General features: G+C 63.1%; 12 protein-coding genes. 9 read left to right on the top strand and 3 right to left on the bottom strand.

The annotated features are described in order from the left end of the window. Positions 1 to 126: 126 nt before the first annotated feature. From QM685_RS36105 to QM685_RS36095, 3 genes are read right to left on the bottom strand one after another with little or no spacing between them, the layout of a single operon-like run. The gene (locus tag QM685_RS36105) at positions 127 to 1,266 is read right to left on the bottom strand and encodes a lipocalin-like domain-containing protein (protein ID WP_415124205.1); all 1,140 of its coding nucleotides are present in this window, start codon (positions 1,264 to 1,266) and stop codon (positions 127 to 129) included. Beyond that, entirely contained in the window at positions 1,266 to 3,845 is a 2,580-nt protein-coding gene (locus QM685_RS36100; protein ID WP_415124203.1) for an FtsX-like permease family protein, read from the bottom strand. Before QM685_RS36100 ends, QM685_RS36105 begins: the two co-directional genes overlap by 1 nt. Then, the gene (locus tag QM685_RS36095) at positions 3,835 to 4,593 is read right to left on the bottom strand and encodes an ABC transporter ATP-binding protein (protein ID WP_415124201.1); all 759 of its coding nucleotides are present in this window, start codon (positions 4,591 to 4,593) and stop codon (positions 3,835 to 3,837) included. Before QM685_RS36095 ends, QM685_RS36100 begins: the two co-directional genes overlap by 11 nt. Before the next feature lie 683 nt (positions 4,594 to 5,276). Between QM685_RS36095 and QM685_RS36090 the strand changes: the two genes are divergently transcribed. The 9 genes from QM685_RS36090 to QM685_RS36050 all read left to right on the top strand — a co-directional run. Continuing rightward, on the top strand, positions 5,277 to 6,833 hold the full coding sequence (locus QM685_RS36090) for a complex I subunit 4 family protein (RefSeq protein WP_415124199.1): 1,557 nt from the start codon (positions 5,277 to 5,279) through the stop codon (positions 6,831 to 6,833). Positions 6,834 to 7,236: 403 nt separating this feature from the next. Next, a complete protein-coding gene (gene cyoA, locus QM685_RS36085) occupies positions 7,237 to 8,130 on the top strand; it encodes a ubiquinol oxidase subunit II (protein WP_415124197.1) in 894 nt (297 codons plus the stop codon). Positions 8,131 to 8,133: 3 nt separating this feature from the next. Beyond that, the gene (cyoB, locus tag QM685_RS36080; protein ID WP_415124195.1) at positions 8,134 to 10,161 is read left to right on the top strand and encodes a cytochrome o ubiquinol oxidase subunit I; all 2,028 of its coding nucleotides are present in this window, start codon (positions 8,134 to 8,136) and stop codon (positions 10,159 to 10,161) included. Beyond that, positions 10,161 to 10,766 (top strand): cytochrome o ubiquinol oxidase subunit III, encoded by a 606-nt coding sequence (cyoC, locus tag QM685_RS36075; RefSeq protein WP_415124193.1) that lies wholly within the window; start codon positions 10,161 to 10,163, stop codon positions 10,764 to 10,766. Before cyoB ends, cyoC begins: the two co-directional genes overlap by 1 nt. After that, the gene (gene cyoD, locus QM685_RS36070; protein WP_415124191.1) at positions 10,767 to 11,105 is read left to right on the top strand and encodes a cytochrome o ubiquinol oxidase subunit IV; all 339 of its coding nucleotides are present in this window, start codon (positions 10,767 to 10,769) and stop codon (positions 11,103 to 11,105) included. A gap of 316 nt (positions 11,106 to 11,421) precedes the next feature. Next, positions 11,422 to 11,772, top strand: a complete 351-nt coding sequence (locus tag QM685_RS36065) for a hypothetical protein (protein WP_415124189.1) — start codon at positions 11,422 to 11,424, stop codon at positions 11,770 to 11,772. Positions 11,773 to 13,255: 1,483 nt separating this feature from the next. Continuing rightward, positions 13,256 to 14,041: an SDR family NAD(P)-dependent oxidoreductase gene (locus tag QM685_RS36060; protein ID WP_415124187.1), complete on the top strand. Its 786-nt coding sequence runs from the start codon at positions 13,256 to 13,258 to the stop codon at positions 14,039 to 14,041. A 193-nt stretch (positions 14,042 to 14,234) separates the two neighbouring features. Further along, positions 14,235 to 15,575 (top strand): LTA synthase family protein, encoded by a 1,341-nt coding sequence (locus QM685_RS36055; RefSeq protein ID WP_415124185.1) that lies wholly within the window; start codon positions 14,235 to 14,237, stop codon positions 15,573 to 15,575. Positions 15,576 to 15,577: 2 nt separating this feature from the next. Continuing rightward, positions 15,578 to 19,636: type I polyketide synthase (locus QM685_RS36050; protein WP_415124207.1), on the top strand; the 4,059-nt coding region annotated here is incomplete at its 3' end.

Genomic DNA, 19,636 nt, shown 5'->3' with positions numbered 1-19,636 from the left:
CCCCTCCAGCCAGAAACCCCACCCCTCGCGGTGGGGTTTCGGCGTTTACCGGCCGAGAAAAACGCCGCACCCGGAGGTGCATTCGGAATCTGCTGCTAGCGACTGTGAAAACAACTTCGTAGTGATTTATCGCTGTCCTATTCGCAGCGCGTCCGCGTATCCCGTCAGCTCCAGATACCCCCGCCCCATGTCCGCACCTTCGCGGCTTACTCGCACCGCGCCTTCCCAATACACGGCGCCGGTCGATTGCCGTGAATCGAGTTCCTGGTCATCCATCAGCGGATCGAGTTGCCACGTCAGCGCGCCAGTCCTGACCACCATCGAGACTGGATACGATGCGCTTGTGCGAGGCGAGCGCCACACCCGAACCGGCGTGAATTCCACCTGATCGGGGCCGAAGTTCGTTACCTGCCCATCGGGCCTGCGCAGCGTCGCGTGTCCCCACAGTGCGTGCCCATCGCGGCGACGTACCTTGAATGCCATCAACGCCGAACCGTCCTTCAAATTAGCGCCGAGCCAGTCCCATCCGACCGCGTTAGCGTCGAGCAACGTACTCGACCACTCGTGATCCAGCCATGCGCTACCCGTCACCGCCGTGGCGCGCCGAGCGGTGCGTCCATCTGTAGCCGGACGCATCACGCTGCCCGTCACACGCAATTGCGGCTCACTGTAGTAATAGCTGGCCTGCTCCGGCCGCGGTCCCTTGCGCGAATAGCCACGCTCACCCTCGAGCAGTGGAGCCTGGGTCGGCGTCAGCGCGAGATGCAGCGAGAACCCGCTTGCGTCGACGGTAATGTCATAGTGGCCATCCGCGTCACGAATCATTTTCCATGCGTCGAGTTTGACATCGGTATTAGCCAGCTTTGCATACGCGAGCCCGAAGCCCTCACGAGCGATACGCTGGTCGTGAACGAGGTGTCCGACTGCCGGATCGCTCAACGCGGCGTGCGCAATGATCAACTGCGAAGGCGCGAAAGCGCTCGGATCGGCGGTTTCGTGGCCTGTCGCTGAGCGGAAAAATGTGATCTGAAATCCGAGCGGCTGGTTATCAGGCGTATTGAGCCAGCCCGTCGCGTACCACCATTCGGTGCGAAAAGCCGGGTGCGCGCCGCTGTCCAGCGGAAGCGAGACCGGATGATCCGGAGTGACGGCGGCAAATGTGGCCGGCGTGGAGGCCGGCAAGTCGACGCCCGCGGCGAACGACGACGACACGGCAGCCATGCCGATACAGAGCCAGCTTCGCAGCAGAAGGGCGGCTGCCCGCATCACCAGTCCTCCTTCACTGCATGCAGCGCATCCACGGATACCGCCCCGCGGCCCGCGATCACCGCCGTCGAACAGGACAAAACCAGCATCACCAGCGCGACCGTGTCTAATATGCCCCATGGCACATGCAGCGACATGCTCCAATGAAACGACTGCGGATTGACGACGAACACGAGAATCAGACTGATCGCAAAACCGAGTGCGAAACCGAGTGCAATGCCGCAAGCCGTGAGCAGGCCGCCTTCGGACGCAAGGATGCCGAGGATCTGCGCGCGAGTCGCGCCGACGTGCCGCAACATCCCGAACTCGCGGGCGCGCGCGAGCGTCTGCGCGGAAAACGTCGCGGCGACGCCGAACAGTCCGATCACGATCGCGACCGCCTCGAGCAGATAAGTGACCGCGAAGCTGCGGTCGAAGATCATCAGCGTGTGCGCACGGATCTCACCCGGTTGCGACAACTCCAGCGCCGCGCCGAACGGCAGTGCCCGCAATTCATCGATAACGCGGTCGACGCTCGTGCCCGGCTCGACGGTCACGGCGACATCGGTTGCGCTGGTGTCGCCGCTCAGGCGACGGTAATCGGCAAGCCGTATCTGGATCGCGCCGCTCTGTCGCGCGTAATCGCGCCAGACGCCGGCCACGACGAATACCTGGCCGGGTTCGCCAAGCGGCAAGCGCACGCGCTGACCCGTCCGGTACCCATACAGATCGACCATCGCTTCCGACACCCACACAGGTATTTCGCCGGCATGAAGCGCGGAAGGCGGCAGCACCGCGCCGCTCATCTGCAAAGTCGCGCCCGGATCGGCCGCGTCGATGTCGCGTGCGAGCAGCGCGATGTCCGGCCGCGCGGGATCGAGCGTCAGATGCGTGATGCGCGCAAACGCGGCGCGCCTGATGCCGGGAACCGCCGCGATCCGCGTCTGCTCGTCCGGCCGTAAGCCGCCGGTATCGCCGCTATTACCACCCGATGCCGCGCGCACGTACAGATCGGCGGAGAGCAGATGCGTGAGCCAGTCGTCGACCGACACGCGAAAGCTGGCCACCATGATGGCCATCGCAACGATCAGCGCGAAGCTCGACAGCACGCCGCCCATCGCAATCGATGCATGACCCGGCGCGTTCGCGAGACGTGCCAGCGCGAGCGTACCCGTCGCGCCCGGGCGGCGTCGCATGCCGAACGCGCGGCTCGCCACGCCGAATATCAGCGCGCTCACACGCGGCATCAGCGCGATGCCGCCGACGAGCAGCAACGCAACGGCGAGATACCCGGCAATCGGCGTATCGAACCACGGCGGCAAGCGCGTGAGAACGGCGGCGATCAGCAGACAGCCCAACGCGGGCCACGGCGTCGCGAGCCGCGCCAACGCGCCTTCTTCGGCGCCCGCCTTGAGCGCCGCCGCGGGACGCGCGCGCGCCGCATCGACGGCGGGCATCACGCTGCCCAACACGGCCACCGCGACGCCGAGCGCCAGAAACACCGCGCTGGCCAACGGCTCGAAGCTCGCACGCGGCTGTACGCCCGGAAAATAGCCGCCGCCAAGGTCACTGCCAAACAGACGCAGCACGCCGCTTGCCATTGCATAGCCGAGCGCGAGGCCGCATAGCGAACCGATCAACCCGAGCAGCGCGCCTTCGATCAGAACCTGCCGCATCAACTGAGCGCGCGTGAGTCCGAGCACGCGCAGCATCGCGAACTGTGCGCGGCGTCGTACGACACCGAGCGCCTGAGTCGAGAACACGAGGAACGCGCCGGTGAACAGTGCAACCAGTGCGAGCACGTTCATATTGATCCGATAGGCGCGCGAAAGGCGATCGGTGCGGCTGTCGATGTCGCGCGCCTCGGCGATGACCCACATGGCGCCGAGCCGCGCCTGCAGATCGCGCTTGAAGCGCTGCCGGTCGATACCGCGCTCGAGCTGCACGTCGACGCGCGAGAGCTTGCCCACCTTGCCGAACTTCCACTGCGCGGCGGCGATATCCATGACAGCGAGCCGCTGACCCGGCCGCGTTCGCACGAGGCCGCCCGCGACGCGCAAATGCACGCTCGACGTGCCGTTGAGAAGCGTCACGTCGTCGCCGGCTCTGACGTTCAGCCATTGCTGCGCGGCGGTCGACAGAAACACGGCATCGGAGGCGAGCGTATCGAACGGCCGGTCCGGCGACGGCACGCCGATCAGATCGGGCGTGATCCGGCTGGCCCGGAAGACGTCGATGCCGAGGACGGGCAGCGCGCTATTGCGCTCCGGTACCGCGACATCGAGCGCGAGCACCGGGCTCGCGAGCGCGACACCCGGCTCGTTCGCCAGACGCGGATAAATGGTCTCGTCGACAAAAGGCTGCGCGCCGCGCACCTGCAAATCGGCTTTGCCGGACAGGCTGCGCGTGGCCGCCGAGAATTCGTTGAAGGCCGCGCCGTTGATCAGTTGCACGGCGTAGCCGAGCGCGACACCGAGCGCGATCGTTGCAATGGCAACCAGCGCCCGCCCGCGATGACTGCGCCATTCGGCGCCCAGCAGCCAGCGCGCGAGAACGCGATGTCCCGGTGTACGCGGCGGTGAGCTGGAATCAGCGGGCATGGCCGGTCGAGCGGGCGGGCGATGCTGGCGCGCGCGGGTCAGCGGAGTGCGCAGCGTTCGCGGCTTTCGCGGACGCGGCATGCAGACCGCCGTCGCTCAGGATCAGCACGCGGTCCGCCACGGCGGCCGCGGCTTCCGAATGCGTGACCATGATCGTGGCCGCGCCGGTTGCCTTGCTTTGCGCGCGAAACAGACCGAGCACGTCGTGCGCGGTCGCGGGGTCGAGGTTGCCGGTCGGCTCGTCGGCGAGAATCAGCGTGGGCCGATGCACGAGCGCACGCGCAATCGCGACGCGTTGCAGTTCGCCGCCGGAGAGATCGCGCGGAAAGTCGTCGCCGCGGCCGCGCAGTCCAACCGCTGCGAGCATCTCGAGCGCGCCGGCGGGCGGCAGATCGTTGAGCAGCAGCGGCAACGCGACGTTTTGCGCGAGCGTCAGATGAGGCAGCACGTGGAACGCCTGGAACACGAAGCCGAGCTTTTGCCGGCGCAGGCGCGTCGCCGCGTTGTCGTCGAGTTGCCCGATCGCGCGGCCGTCGAGCATCACACTGCCGCTATCCGCGCGGTCGAGCCCGGCGATCAGATTCAGCAACGTCGACTTGCCGACGCCCGAGTCGCCCATGATCGCGACGAACTCGCCCGCCGCGAGCGTGAAATCGAGCTGCGCGAGCACGATGCGGCCAGCGCCATACCGTTTGCTCAGTCCGCGGCATTCGAGAGCGGGAACGACGACGTCGTGACGAAGCGCCATGCGAGAGAGTCCAGGAAGGAAAGAACCGGCAACGGCCGGTCGATGAAATCAGTGTGCCTTGCCGCGAGGATTTCCGCAGCGGTTCGCGCGGCATGCGGTGTTCGATGTAAGGAAGATGGAGGCTTTTTCCTGGCGTCTCGCTAGCGTTCCAGCCCGCGGAAATGTAGCTACGCCGAACGGCCGCCGACGCAGTTCCCAGGAAAATTTAGAGCTCCGCGCAAAAAATATTTTTTGCGTTATTACGCAAAATTCACTGGCTTGACCCCGGCGCTACGTGAGGCGGGCGAGCGGCTCCAGCACGATCCATTCCGCTTATATCGGCCTGAAAAGAACCGGTCGCCTAAAAGTTCTCAATTCGCTCCTAAGTGCCAGCTTTTTGCCGCCAAGTTTTCCGGGCTTTCGCGCTCGTCTGTAACAATGTGCAAGCGCACATTTTCATGCGTTTTGCAAGGGTTGGCCCGGCAACAAATAATTGTGGCGCGGATTGCTCCGCTGTTGCGCTGCAAAATTATTCTTATCTTGGTAATCTCCCACCCTTGGTCACTCGACTGCGGGTAAACGTGTAGAAGAAAACCCTGTCTACACGCCAATTCCGGCGAAATAAATCTTACATATCCATTTCATCGCCTGCTGTTCCGGCGGCGTTGACGCGGCGTTTTGTACTTCAAGTTTTGACAGAGCACATGCCATTGCCTCTTCTTAGTCTTCTCATCTGGATTCCGATCGTCGCCGGGTTCGTGGTGCTGCGAGCCGGGTCCGACGCGGCGCGCAATCGCACGCGCTGGCTCGCGCTGATCGGCGCGGTGGCGGGTTTCCTGCCGGTGATTCCGCTCGTCGCGAATTTCCGCAACGACGTCACTTCGATGCAGTTCGTCGAAAACGTCCGCTGGTCGCCGACGTTCGATATCGCATGGCATGTGGGCATCGACGGGATTTCGCTGTGGCTCGTCGCGCTGACCGCGCTTACGACGATCATCATCGTGATCGCGTCGTGGGAGTCGATCACGCAGCGTACCGCGCAGTACTTCGGCGCATTCCTGCTGCTGTCGGGTTTCATGCAGGGCGTGTTCACGTCGCTCGACGGCATGATGTTCTTCATCGCGTTCGAGGCGACGCTGATTCCGCTGTATCTGCTGATCGGCACCTACGGGCACAAGAACCGCACGTACGCGGCGGTGAAGTTCTTCTTCGTGTCGTTTCTCGGCTCGCTGATGATGCTGATGTCGTTGCTCTATCTGTATAGCCAGACGCACAGCTTCGATCTCGCCGTATGGCGCGAGACGCCGCTCGCCATGGTGCCGCAGGCGCTGATCTTCCTCGGCTTTCTCGCCGCGTTCGGCGTGAAGGTGCCGATGTGGCCGCTGCATACGTGGCTGCCCGACGTGCACCTCGACGGCCCGACCGGCGCCGCGGTGATGATCGGCATGCTGAAGATCGGCGGCTACGGTCTGCTGCGTTTCGCGTTGCCGATCGCGCCGCAGGCGAGCCACTTCTTCGCGCCGATGATGATTACGCTGTCGCTCGTCGCGGTGATCTACTCGAGCCTGCTCGCGCTCGTGCAGACCGATATGCGTCGCCTGCTCGCGTATTCGACGGTCGCGCACATGGGTCTCGTTACGCTCGGTCTTTTCGTGTTCAACCGCTTCGGCCAATCCGGCGCGATCGTGCAGATGATCTCGTACGGCGTGGTGTCCGGCGCGATGCTGTTGTGCACGGGCATGCTCCACGACCGCACGAAGACCGCGTCGATCACCGAGTACGGTGGCGTCGCCAATACGATGCCGCGCTTTGCCGCCTTCGTGATGCTGTTCTCGATGGCCAATATCGGTTTGCCGGGCACGTCGGGTTTCGTCGGCGAGTTCATGGTGCTGATGGGCGCGATCCGCTTCAACTTCTGGATCGGCGCGATCGCCGCGACCACGCTGATCCTGAGCGCGGCCTACACGCTGTGGATGTACAAGCGCGTGATCTTCGGCGCGATTGCCAACGCACGCGTTGCGAAGCTCAAGGACCTCGGCAAGCGCGAATTCGTGCTGCTCGGCGCAATGTCGCTGCTGGTGCTCGCGATCGGTGTCGATCCGAAGCCGTTCACCGACGCAATCGATCCGTCGGTCGGGACGCTGCTCGCGCAGTCGGAACGCTCGGCGCTTCCTTCGGACACGGCGCCGACGGATGGCAACGAACATCTGCAAGCCGCGGCGCGCGCGCCGGTTTCCGTCGCGGTACGCACGCCGGGCTGACAGAACGGAACGCGCGAGCAGTTGTGGCATCCGCGCATCGGGATGCCGCAATGCTCATGCGCTTTTGCGCGTCGCTATCGATCCCTTGCGAACGGCACACATGGCGTAGTCCAGGGGAGCCGCAACGTGTCCAGCGAGTTTTGAGTGCTTTTTTCAGGGGCTTTTGCGATGCGTCAACTTTTCGATGTTCGTTCGCGAGCATCGCAAATGCCGCGGGGGTAACAGGGTGCGCAGCGAGGGTGCGCGGCGGTATGCGGCAACGTGTCGCACGGTTTTGCGACGCAATAGATCGTTGCTGAATCGAGTGTTTATCGCCACTCGATGCGCCCCTATGATCCGAGCGCTTATTAATGGAGAGCCGTCGAATGACGTTCGTTGAAGTCAAAAAGAAGAGGCAGTGGATATGAAAGGACGGACGCTGAAAAGGCCGGCAAGCTTTCTTTCCGCCAGCCTCATGTTGCTGCTTTCGGGTTGCAGCAACCTCGATATTCTGAATCCGAAGGGGAGTGTGGGCGTCGCGGAGCGCGATCTGATCGCGACGTCCACATGGGCCATGCTGATCGTGGTGGTTCCGGTCATCGCGCTGACGCTGTTTTTCGCATGGCGTTATCGCGCATCGAACAGGAACGCCGATTACCGTCCGGGATGGACGCATTCCACCGGTATCGAAGTCGCCGTCTGGACGATTCCGACGCTGATCATTCTGTTCCTCGCGGTGCTGACGTGGAGAACCACGCACGAGCTCGATCCGTATCGTCCGCTCGAATCGCAGGTCAAGCCGATCAACGTCGAAGTCGTCGCGCTCGACTGGAAATGGCTGTTCATCTATCCGGATCTCGGCATCGCCTCGGTGAACCAGCTCGCGATCCCGGTCGGCACGCCGGTGAACTTCCGGATCACGTCGGACACGGTCATGAACTCGTTCTTCATTCCGCAGTTGGGTGGCCAGATCTATGCGATGGCGGGCATGCAGACGCGCCTGCACCTGATCGCCGATCACGCCGGCGACTACGCGGGCCTCGCGGCGAACTTCAGCGGCAAGGGCTTCTCGGACATGAAGTTCCGCACGCTCGCCACCTCGCCCGAAGACTTCAACGCGTGGGTCACGAAGGTGCGCGCGTCGTCGGACCGACTCGACATGGACCGCTATCACGCGGTGTCGGAGCCGAGCGAAAAGGACCCGGTGCGGTACTTCTCGACCGTCGATCCGAAGCTCTTCAACAACATCATTGCGCGATACAACAACGGCAACGTCCTCGACAACATGAAGGACGCCAACTGTGCGCCTAAGGGGTAACGCATGTTCGGAAAACTCACGCTCGATGCGATTCCGTATCACGAGCCAATCATCGTTACGGCGGGCGCCGGCATGGTGCTCGCGGCGCTGGCCGTGCTCGGCGGAATCACGTATTTCGGCAAATGGCGCTACCTGTGGAGCGAATGGCTGACGTCCGTCGACCACAAGAAGATCGGCGTCATGTACATCGTCGTTGCGTTCATCATGCTGCTGCGCGGCTTCGCCGACGCGATCATGATGCGCATGCAACTGGCGTTGGCGTACCTGAGCCCAGGCTTTCTGCCGCCGCATCACTACGACCAGATCTTCACAGCGCACGGCGTCATCATGATCTTCTTCATGGCGATGACGTTCATGGTCGGCCTGATGAACCTTGTCGTGCCGCTGCAGATCGGCGCGCGCGACGTCGCGTTCCCGTTCATCAACTCGCTGAGTTTCTGGATGACGGCAGTCAGCGCGATTCTGATCAACATCTCGCTCGTGATCGGCGAATTCGGTCAGACCGGCTGGCTCGCTTATCCGCCGCTGTCCGAGCTGCAGTTCAGCCCCGGTGTCGGCGTCGACTATTACCTGTGGAGCTTGCAGCTCTCCGGTATCGGTACTTTGCTGACCGGCGTGAACTTCTTCGTGACGATCGTAAAGATGCGCGCGCCCGGCATGTCGTTCATGAAGATGCCGGTGTTCACGTGGACCACGCTGTGCACGAACGTGCTGATCATGGCGTCGTTCCCGATTTTGACCGTCACGCTCGCGCTGCTCGGTCTGGACCGCTATCTCGGCATGCACTTCTTCACGAACGAAGCCGGCGGCAACGCGATGCTGTACCTGAACCTGATCTGGGCATGGGGCCACCCCGAGGTGTACATCCTGATCCTGCCGGCGTTCGGTATCTTCTCGGAAGTCGTTGCGACCTTCGCGAAGAAGCCGCTGTTCGGCTACAAGACGATGGTATGGGCAACCTGCGCGATCATGGTGCTGTCGTTCCTCGTGTGGCTGCACCACTTCTTCACGATGGGTTCGGGCGCGGACGTCAACGCGTTCTTCGGTATCGCGACGATGGTGATTGCGATTCCGACCGGCGTGAAAGTGTTCAACTGGCTGTTCACGATCTACAAGGGCCGTCTGCAATTCACGACGCCGATTCTGTGGACTCTCGGCTTCATGGTCACCTTCACGATCGGTGGCATGACCGGCGTGATGATGGCGATTCCGGGCGCGGACTTCGTGCTGCACAACAGCCTGTTCCTGATCGCTCACTTCCACAACGTGATTATCGGTGGCGTGCTGTTCGGCTATCTGGCCGGCTTCAACTACTGGTTCCCGAAGGCGTTCGGCTTCAAGCTGAACGAGAAGATCGGCAAGGCGGCGTTCTGGTTCTGGCAGATCGGCTTCTGGGTGGCGTTCACGCCGCTGTACGTGCTCGGCTTCATGGGCATGACGCGTCGTCTGAATCACTACGACAACCCGGCATGGCATCCGTGGCTGATCGCCGCCGCGTTCGGCGCGGTGCTGATCGCAATCGGTATCGGCTGCCAGTTGCTGCAACTGTACGTCAGCATCCGCGATCGCAACCTGCCGGAAAACCGCGACCTCACGGGCGATCCGTGGGACGGTCATACGCTGGAATGGGCGACGAGCTCGCCGCCGCCGGCGTACAACTTCGCGCACATCCCGACGGTTCGCAAGCTGGATGCGTTCACCGACATGAAGTCGTGCAAGGGCGCGCAGGTTGTGCCGCCGTATCGCGACATTCACATGCCGTCGAATACGTCCGCGGGTCTGCTGGTGGGTCTGTTCTCGCTGGTGCTCGGCTTTGCAGGCGTGTGGCACATCTGGTGGCTTGCGATCGTCGGCTTCGTCGGCGCGATTGCCACCGTGATCGTCTACAGCTTCCAGGACAACGACGGCTATTACATCCCGGCCGACACTGTCGCGCTGATTGAAGAGAAACGCAGCGGCAGCGGTGGCGCTGCCGCGGTGGCCGGCGTCGGCGCGGGTGCCGGTGCGCAGGTCGCGCTGGAGGTGGACTGATGTTACAGAAGACTATCGCGATTGAACCGCAACTCGCGCCGGACCACGTGCCGTCGCACTCGGTATTCGGTTTCTGGCTGTACCTGATGACCGACTGCATCATCTTCGCGGCGCTGTTCGCCGTGTTCGCGGTGATGAGTCATCAGTTCGCCGGCGGTCCGAGCGGCCGGGATCTGTTCGAGATTCCGGGTGTCGCGCTCGAAACGGCGATGCTGCTGCTCTCGAGCATCACGTACGGTTTCGCGATGCTCGGCGCGCACAGGAACCGCAAGGGCGTGCTGCTCTCGTGGCTCGGCGTGACGTTCCTGCTCGGCCTCGCGTTTCTGGTACTGGAAATGCGCGAGTTCTCGCACCTGATCGCCGAAGGCGCGGGCCCGGGCCGCAGCGCGTTCCTGTCGTCGTTCTTCACGCTGGTCGGCACGCACGGTCTGCACGTGACGTTCGGCCTGATCTGGATGGTCGTGCTGTCCGTTCAGGTGATGCGTCATCGCGACCTGACCGAACGCGACATGATCCGTCTGACGTGCCTGAGCCTTTTCTGGCACTTCCTCGACGTCGTGTGGATCGGCGTCTTCACCTTTGTCTATCTTGCGAGCGTGATCTAAATGGACCATAGCCATAGCCATCATGGACACTCGGGCGAAAGCCACGGTAGCTTCGGCAGCTATACGGCGGGCTTCGTGCTTTCCGTCATCCTGACCGTCGCGGCGTTCGCGCTCGTCATGACGGGAACGTTGGCGGGCCAGAGCGCACTGTTTGCGATCTCGGGCCTCGCGCTCGTGCAAATCATCGTGCATCTGATTTTCTTCCTGCACATGAACGCGTCATCGGCGCAGCGCTGGAATGTGGTGGCGTTCGCGTTCACCGTGCTGACCGCGGTTATCGTGGTTGGCGGTACGTTGTGGGTGATGCACAACGTCAGCATGCATATGATGTCGCGTTAGGCGGACAACGCGTTAGCGTTCCAGCCTGAAAGAAATGCCCCGCGGGACTAAAGGTCCTTGCGGGGCTTTTTCATTGGGAGTTGCCAGATAACGATCAGCGTGTCGAGCAGATCGCCGACGAACATTGCGAAGAAGCGCTCGACGACGATCACGAGAGGACATGATCTGCCATCGGTGACCTTGACACGGCATAATTCGGGAACCGCCACAACTGGGTCGAAAATCGGATGCGTCCGTGCACTATCTCAGCATCGCGGCCAGAATGACGCCCGTGTAATCAGGAGCATCGGCATGATGGTACAAGGAGAATCTTCCAATGACTGCTCTACTTGACTGGTTCGCCGCGGCAAGGTGGCGCATGTCGCTGTCTCATTGCCTTGAAGGATTGCTGGTCCAGGTGCCGGTCGGGTTGCTATTCAACTTCCGGATTGGCGCGCTCGCCGTAATCGTCTGGTATTGGTCGCGCAAGAAACTCGAGTGCGAGATCGAATCCCTGGGTGTCGAGGAATCGCTCGCTTTCGAGTCGCATGCTTATACCTGGGCGATCGGCTGGCTTCCATGGCAGTGGGATATCTACAAGGTATTGGATCTGGTGTTGCCAACGCTGTCCGCGATGTTGATCGCCATGGCCATGCATGGCTATAGAGGGCTGCTGTCGGTGTTTTAGCGGTGGCCCGTGCGCGGAGCGCGTCGCGGTGTTTTCTGGAATCAAAGATCTCAAATGCATGTGGAATGTCGGCATTGTGAGCGCGACAGTATTGAAGAGATCGTCTTCATCTAATTGTTTCGTATGTTCTCTTCCGAGAAAGACTCGTTAAACGTCAGGGTTTCCTGTAATCTGCCCGGAAAAAAGAAAGCTATTTGAGAAAAATTCATTTTGATCGCTAAAAACACACCTATTAAAAAATATATCCGTGTTTAACCTCGAGCGATAAAGATATGAGGCAAAAGAGGGCGGTGACGATTGAGAGAGGATGTACCCAAAGCGACATCCTTCGGGCAATCGAACGCCGCCAGCGCGGTCAAACGTGCTGACAAAACGGGCGGAAGTCAAATGGCTGACGCAGAAATCAACGGAGCGCAGAGACTAGGGCGAGCTTATCCAGAAGAGGAGCGTAGAGTCCATGCAAAGAAGAAAATACTAGCTGGTGTTCTACTCCACAAATAACACAAACGCTCCACCGTTCCGCGGATGGAATCAGCGATCGTTCATATTGGAGATCAATTGGCGAACGCGCTCTCGAATCATCCTTGACGAATTGTCTCTTTGGATGATCAGGTATTTCACTAAAAACCTTGCCGGGCAACTCTGTAACGGCCCCGCTTGATCCGCGGAGTCCATCCAGGCCTTGCGCGACGAGCATGGGACCGAACTGAGGACTCGATCGCGCTCAGCCCAAGCGAGCGCCGTAGGAGAGCGCTATTTACGGCGCCAGGCGTCGCGCAGGCTCGTTGCCTGGCGCGGTCATCGCCAGCTACGGACTGGCACCTCATGGCAAGAAGCACTGGATGGCGCTGTCAACAGGAGGAAGTTGCGGCGCCGGTGTGGTTATCAGGAATATCAGGCGCTGCTTTAAAGATAATCCTTTTGGCTCAGTCAGATACTCCAGTGATTTGCAGCGGAAAAGCCTGCAAATGACCTTGCCCGCACGGCTGGACAGTTGAGAGTATATGTGTCCAGCATGGAGGCCATAAAGGTAAGAGGAAAACGTTTGCGCCTCGCGCATGACCGGGCGTGTAATGGTTGGTAACTGCTGTCTGTTGCGAAAGCGCGACTCTCGGAAAGATTATCAATTGTAATGGCCTGAAAGAATTCTCTTGCTGTATCATTGCGGCTTCGCGCTGGAAGCTTTCTATTTTGCGTATTTCAGTGCATCTGTTGGCTCGGCACGAGTCGTGTTGCGCCGCCTTTATTGTTCCTCATCTCGATCGGAGGCCGCGGACGGACCAGTGCTGCAAGCGCGGGCTTTGTGACTTCAACGCTTTGATCGGCGCAAATCGATGTTGGCGATAGCAGCAGATGCTCTAACCTCGCATGTTTTTCAATGACGGTCTGCGCGTCTTATTTCACATGCGGGTTGCTGTAAAAGAAGCAAATAACTCCATTAACAGACCATGCAAAAACAACGTCGCTGGAAATCGGGGGGCGAGTGAGCACGAATGGGCCGCGTGTAGTCGTTATCACTGGCGGGAGTGCCGGACTCGGTCGTGCGCTGGCTTTAAGCTATTGCGCGCCTGGTATCACGCTGGGACTAATTGGAAGAAACGCTGAGCGTCTTGAGGCCGTCGCCGCGGAATGTCGCGCGCGCGGCGCTGAAATCGTGATCGGCTGCATCGACGTCCGGGATGCAGCGGCGCTCGAGGCGTGGATCTTCGATTTCGACACACGACACCCGATCGACCTGCTGATCGCCAATGCCGGCGTTGCCAGCACGCTGCGCTCATCCGACGACTGGGAAGGCGCTGGTCGTACCGCCGAAGTCGTCGATATCAATCTCTACGGTGCCTTGCACGCGGTGCTGCCTGCGATCGAGCGCATGCGCCAGCGGCGAGGCGGCCAGATCGCGATTGTCAGTTCGCTCGCCGGATTGAGAGGGATGGCAATCTCGCCGGCCTATTGCGTGAGCAAGGCCGCGCTCGTCGCGTACTGCGATTCCGTGCGCCCCGTTCTCGCGCGCGATCATATCGGCATTTCAGTCGTGATGCCCGGCTTCGTGCGAACCGCGATGAGCGACGTTTTCCCTGGCAGCAAGCCCTTCATGTGGAGCGCCGAAAAGGCCGCGTTGTTCATCAAGAAGCGCCTGACCCGGCGTCGCGTGGAAATCGCTTTTCCCTTCAGTTTGACGCTCGGCCTCAAGTTGCTGCGTCTGTTGCCAGCCGCTGTCGCCGACGCAATCCTGGGTCTCCTGTTTCAGATCCCTCGCCGGAATACGTGAAGTGCTGCCCGGTTTTACAATCGCGGCGGCCATGGTCGCGTGCTCCTTTGCCGTTGAAGCGATCGCTGTCACGAGATCGTCGCTCCGTCGACCGCCCGTTGCGCTGATGCTGCATCTGGCGGCGCTCGCTGTCGTGACGGCAGGTTGCATCGCCCTGACGGGGCGGCCGTTGTTTTCGGCGGGCTTCGCGCTCGTGCTGATCGGCTTGCTCGCGGTCGTCGGCAACGCCAAATATGCGTCATTGCGCGAACCGCTGGTCTTCAGCGACCTGAGCCTTTTCAGCCAGGTCTTCTCGCATCCACGCCTGTATTTGCCGTTTCTCGGTTTCGGCAAGCTCACCATCGTGCTCGTCGGCATAGCGGCGGCGGTGGGGGCGTTCATTGCCGAAAGGCCTGTGGCCCTAGGGCAGCGATGTGTCGCGGCCGTCGTTACGTTGATTTGCCTGCCGGCGTGCATCACGCTTTCCCGTCGCTTGCCGCTCACGCTGCAACCCTTTTCGGACCAACACCGGTTCGGGTTTTTCTCCGCGTTCGCTGCCTATCTGATCAACGGGTTGAGTCGTGCGCAACGGCGCGCGTTTGCTCGCGCCGCGGGTACCAGCCCGTTTGCGGCCGGTCGTCCCGACGTCCAGCCGGACGTCATCGTCGTTCAGAGCGAGTCGTATTTCGACGCCCGCCGGCTCGGCGCATGCGTGTCCGGCTCGCCCTATGCCCATTTCGATCGCGCCAAACGCGAGTCGTTCGAACAGGGCGAACTGGCGGTGCCGGCCTGGGGCGCTAATACGATGCGCAGCGAATTTGCCATGCTCACGGGCCTGACGTCGCCCGAGCTCGGTTACGCGCGCTTTTATCCGTATATGTTCGTGCGCCGGGCGTGCGCGTCGCTGGCGGGTTATTTCCGCCGCGGCGGATATCGCACGGTGGCCGTGCACCCGTACTACGCGGACTTCTTTGGCCGTCGTCGGGCATTCGCGCATATGCATTTCGACCGCTTTCTGGACATCGAGCATTTCGACGATGCGTCTCGCGTGGGGCCATACGTTGGGGATCTCGCGGTGGCGGACAAGCTCATCGCTCTCCTGCAGGCGCGTGATGACAAGCCGGTGTTCGCGTTTGCGATCACGATGGAAAATCACGGCCCCTTGCATCTGGAGACGGTCTCCCAGGGTGAGTCCACGTCGCGGCACACGCTGGGAGACGATGCGCGCTGGCGCGATCTGACCGCCTACCTTCGGCACGTGGAAAACGCGGACGCGATGATCGGCAGGTTGACCGGTTATCTGCGCGAGCGTAACCGGCCGACGGTCCTGTGTTTTTATGGCGATCACGTGCCTGCCATGTCTTCCGTATTCGATGCGCTCGAAACGGAACCGCTTCACAGTGATTACTTTATTTGGCGCAATTTCGGCGGCGACATCGGTACGCGCCGGGACGTTGGCGTCGAAACCCTCGGTTCCACGATACAGCGCGCGATGACGCATGCGGATCGCGTCGACACCGATTCGCGAAACAGATTGCAGCAGATGCCGGCATGATGATGGAAAGGAAAATCGCAATTATCGGGATGGCATGTCGCTTTCCCGGCGGAGTGACTGGGCCCGAAGACTTCTGGCAACTGCTGTGCGAAGAGCGCGACGCGGTGACCGCCGTGCCGGCCGAACGATTCGGCACGGCGTTCTACCAGCATCCGTCCAAAAAGGAGCCGGGCAGGAGCTACACGTTCTCGGCGGGCGTGCTCGATGACGTGGCCGGTTTCGATGCCGCGTTCTTCGGCGTTTCGCCGCGCGAGGCAACCCAGATGGACCCGCAGCAGCGCCTGCTGCTCGAACTCGCGTGGGAAGCGTTCGAGGACGCCGGCGTGCGTCCGGCCGGGATGCGCGGCCGCGACTGCGGCGTGTACGTCGGCGTCGCGAGCATGGATTACGGCAACCGCAGCATGGACGACCTGAACTGGATCGATCCGTACTCGGCTACGGGCAACACGCTCAGCATTGCGTCGAATCGCGTTTCCTATCTGTTCGATCTGCGCGGTCCGAGCATGTCGGTGGATACCGCCTGTTCATCGTCGATCGTCGCGCTGCATCAGGCCGTGCAGGCGCTGCAGTCGGGCGAAACCGAAATGGCGCTGGCGGGCGGCGTCAATCTGCTGCTCCATCCGTTTGGCTTCGTGAGCTTCTCGAAGGCGTCGATGCTGTCGCCGCGCGGCCGTTGCCGCGCATTCGACGCGACCGGCGACGGCTATGTGCGCGCCGAGGGTGGCGCTTTTGTGCTGCTCAAGCCGCTCGAGCGCGCGCTCGCCGACGGCGACACCATTCACGCGGTGATCGCCGGCTCGGGTGTGAACTCCAACGGCCATTCGCACGGCGGTATCAGCGTGCCGACGACGGCCATGCAGGCCGAGCTGCTGCGCTCGGTCTACCGCCGCGCGGGCGTCGATCCGCGCTCGCTCGCCTATCTGGAAGCTCACGGCACGGGCACCGCGGTCGGCGACCCGATCGAGGCGCGCGCGCTGATAGAAGCCGTCGCGGGCGGCCGCCCGGCCGACGATCCGCTCCTGATCGGCTCGGTCAAGACCAACGTCGGACACCTCGAAACCGCCTCGGGCATGGCCGGCCTCTTCAAGGCGATCCTGTGCCTGAAACACGGCGCGGTGCCGCGCTCGCTCCATTTCGACACGCCTAATCCCGCCATCGATTTCGAAGGCGGCCGCCTGCGCGTCGTCGACCGCTTCACGCCGCTCTCGCGCCGCGAAGGCGTGCCGCTGACAATCGGCGTCAACTCGTTCGGCTTCGGCGGCACCAACGCACACGTGGTGCTCGCCGAGGCGGAGCGCCCAGCCGCACCCGCGGCGCCTGTCACGGTCAGCCCGCCAGCCGCGGACATGGCCTTGCCGCCGCTCGTCCTCACGGCGCGCTCGCCGGCTGCGCTGGCCGCACTCGCCGGACGCTATCACGCGCGCCTGCGGAACGGCGCCGATTGGACCATGCTCGCGGCCAGTGCCGCGCGTCGCCGCGAATGGCTCGAACAGCGCGTGGTCATTGCGCCCCCCGATCTGCAAGCGGGCTGTGCCGCGCTTCTGATGCTCGCGGATCCGTCCGATCAGCCTCTGCCGGCCTACGTCGCACGCGGCGAGGCAGTGGTGGCGCCCGCCAAAGTGGCGTTCGTCTATGCGGGCAACGGCTGCCAGTGGGCCGGCATGGGCAAGCAGCTCTATGCGGAAGACGCGGTGTTCCACGCGGCACTCGACGAGGTCGACGCACTGTGGCGTGCCGACGGCAGCGACTCGCTCGTCGACGTGCTGCGCGCCGGCGCGAACGTCGAATGGCTCGCGGCGACGGAGAACGCGCAGCCGCTGCTGTTCGCGATCCAGGTCGGCATCACGCGTGTACTCGAAGCGCGCGGTATCGGTTTCGATGCGGCGGTCGGTCATAGCGTCGGTGAAATCGCGGCCGCGTGGGCATCGGGCGCGCTGACGCTTGCCGAGGCCGTGCGCGTGATCCGCATTCGCAGCGGCGCGCAGGGCTTGACGCGCGGCACCGGCAAGATGGCCGCGGCGGGCATTGGCGAGGCCGACGCGCGGGCGTTGATCGCCCGCCTCGGTCTCGTGGAAACGGTCGAGCTGGCCGGCACCAACAGCCCCGAAGCCGTCACGCTCGCCGGATCGCCCGCGGGGCTCGAAGCGATCGGCGCGTCGCTCGCCGCGAACGGCAGCTTCTTCCAGTTGCTCGATCTCGATTACGCGTTCCACAGTAGCCGCATGGACGCGATCGAGCCGATCGTGCGCGCCGGTCTCGCCGATCTGGCGCCGCGCGAAGGCACGAAGCGCTACGTGTCGACCGTCACCGGCGACACGCTTTCCGGCAGCGCGCTCGACGCAGGCTACTGGTGGCGCAACATCCGCGAGCCGGTGCGTTTTGGCGAAGCGCTCACGCATCTCGCCGATAGCGGCGTGCGCGTGTTCATCGAAATCGCGCCGCACTCGATTCTGCGCCACTACGTGAAGCAGACGCTCGCGAGCCTGAAGCTCGCGGGGGCCGTCGTGCCCACGCTCAAGCGTCATCACGACAGCGCGCTGATGCTCGCGCATTCGATGCTAGCGGCGGTCGCGCACGGCGCGCGCGTCGATCTCGACCGCTTCGTGCCCGTGACGCCGCGGGGCCTGGATGCGGCGCTGCCGACCTACCCGTGGCAGCGCGAACGCCACTGGCAGACGCCCACCATCGAGGGCTACAACCTCGTGAATCGCCGCGTCGATCATCCGCTGCTCGGCTACCGTCTGCACGAACATGCATTCGCGTGGGAAAACCAGCTCGATCCACAGCGCATGCCGATGCTCGCCGATCACGTCGTCGATGGCGGTGTTGCGTTTCCGGGCGCGGGCTATGTGGAAATGGCGCTGGCTGCGGCGCGCGTGTTCTTTCGTACGTCGGACGTCGCGCTCGAGAACCTCGAGATCCGCATGCCGGTCGTGTTCCAGCCGCAGCACGCGAAACTGTTCCGTTTCGTGATCGACGCGCGCACCGCGTCGTTCACGATCGAGACGCGCGAGCGCATGAGCGACGGCCCGTGGAATCTCAACGTGACGGGCCGCCTGCTCGAAAGCGGCAGCACGCTCGGCGCGCGAAGCACGGCCGACGAGTCGATGCTGGCTCGCATCGAAGCGAGCCCCGCGATGGATGGCGACGTCCTTTACGCCAGCACGGCCGCGATCGGTTTGAGCTACGGTCCCGCGTTCCGCTGGGTGCGCACGGTGCAGGTGCAAGGCGACGACGCGCTCGCCGACTTCGAAGTGCCGCAGGCGCCTGGCGGCGCGCCGGATCTGGCCGGCTGGCTGCTGCATCCCGCGTTGATGGACAGCGGTTTTCATCCGCTCTTCGCCGTGCTCGGCCAGGCCGACGCCGCGCCTGGCGAGGCGCGCGCGGCCTTCGTGCCGGTCCAGATCGGCCGCGTCGACTTTTTGCGCGGCGACTCGGTGCGCCGCGTGCTCGCGCGCGTGCAGCGCCGCAGTCCGCATTCGATCGTCGCATCGTTCGAATTCCTCGACGCCGATAATGCGATCGTCGCGCGTCTTTCAGTGTGCCGTTTCCGCCGCGTCGACCTCACGGCCCGACGCCACGCCGCACCGGCGCGCTTTGCCTACGCGCTCGAAGCGCGTCCGCTGCCCGAGGACTTCACGGGCGCCGCGCTGCCCGCGCCGGCTGCGCTCGTCGAACGCGCGAGCGCGCGTCTCGCGTCGCATGAGGACAGCGCGCAACGCACGCGGCACTTGAGCGAAACGCTGCCGTTGCTCGACGTGCTGGCGGGCCTGTACGCGTTGAATGCGCTCGATGCGATCGACGCGTTCGCGCAGCCCAGGCTGCCCGCGCCCGCCGATGCGCCGTTGCTCGCGCGACTTGCGCAGATCGTCGTGGAAGACGGTCTGGCCCATTTCGACGGCGAGCGTCTTGTCCGCGACGACGAGGCGTGCGCGGCGATGCCTTCGCATGACGCGCTATGGCGCGACGTGCTGGCGGCAACGCCCGCGCACGTCGCCGAACTGACGCTGCTCGCGCACGTCGGCGCCGCGCTGCCGCGCGTGCTGCGCGGCGTGCCGGCC

Source organism: Paraburkholderia sp., assembly GCF_047605525.1.
In the GTDB taxonomy this organism is placed as follows: domain Bacteria; phylum Pseudomonadota; class Gammaproteobacteria; order Burkholderiales; family Burkholderiaceae; genus Paraburkholderia.
This window is presented reverse-complemented; position numbering and strand designations above follow the sequence as displayed.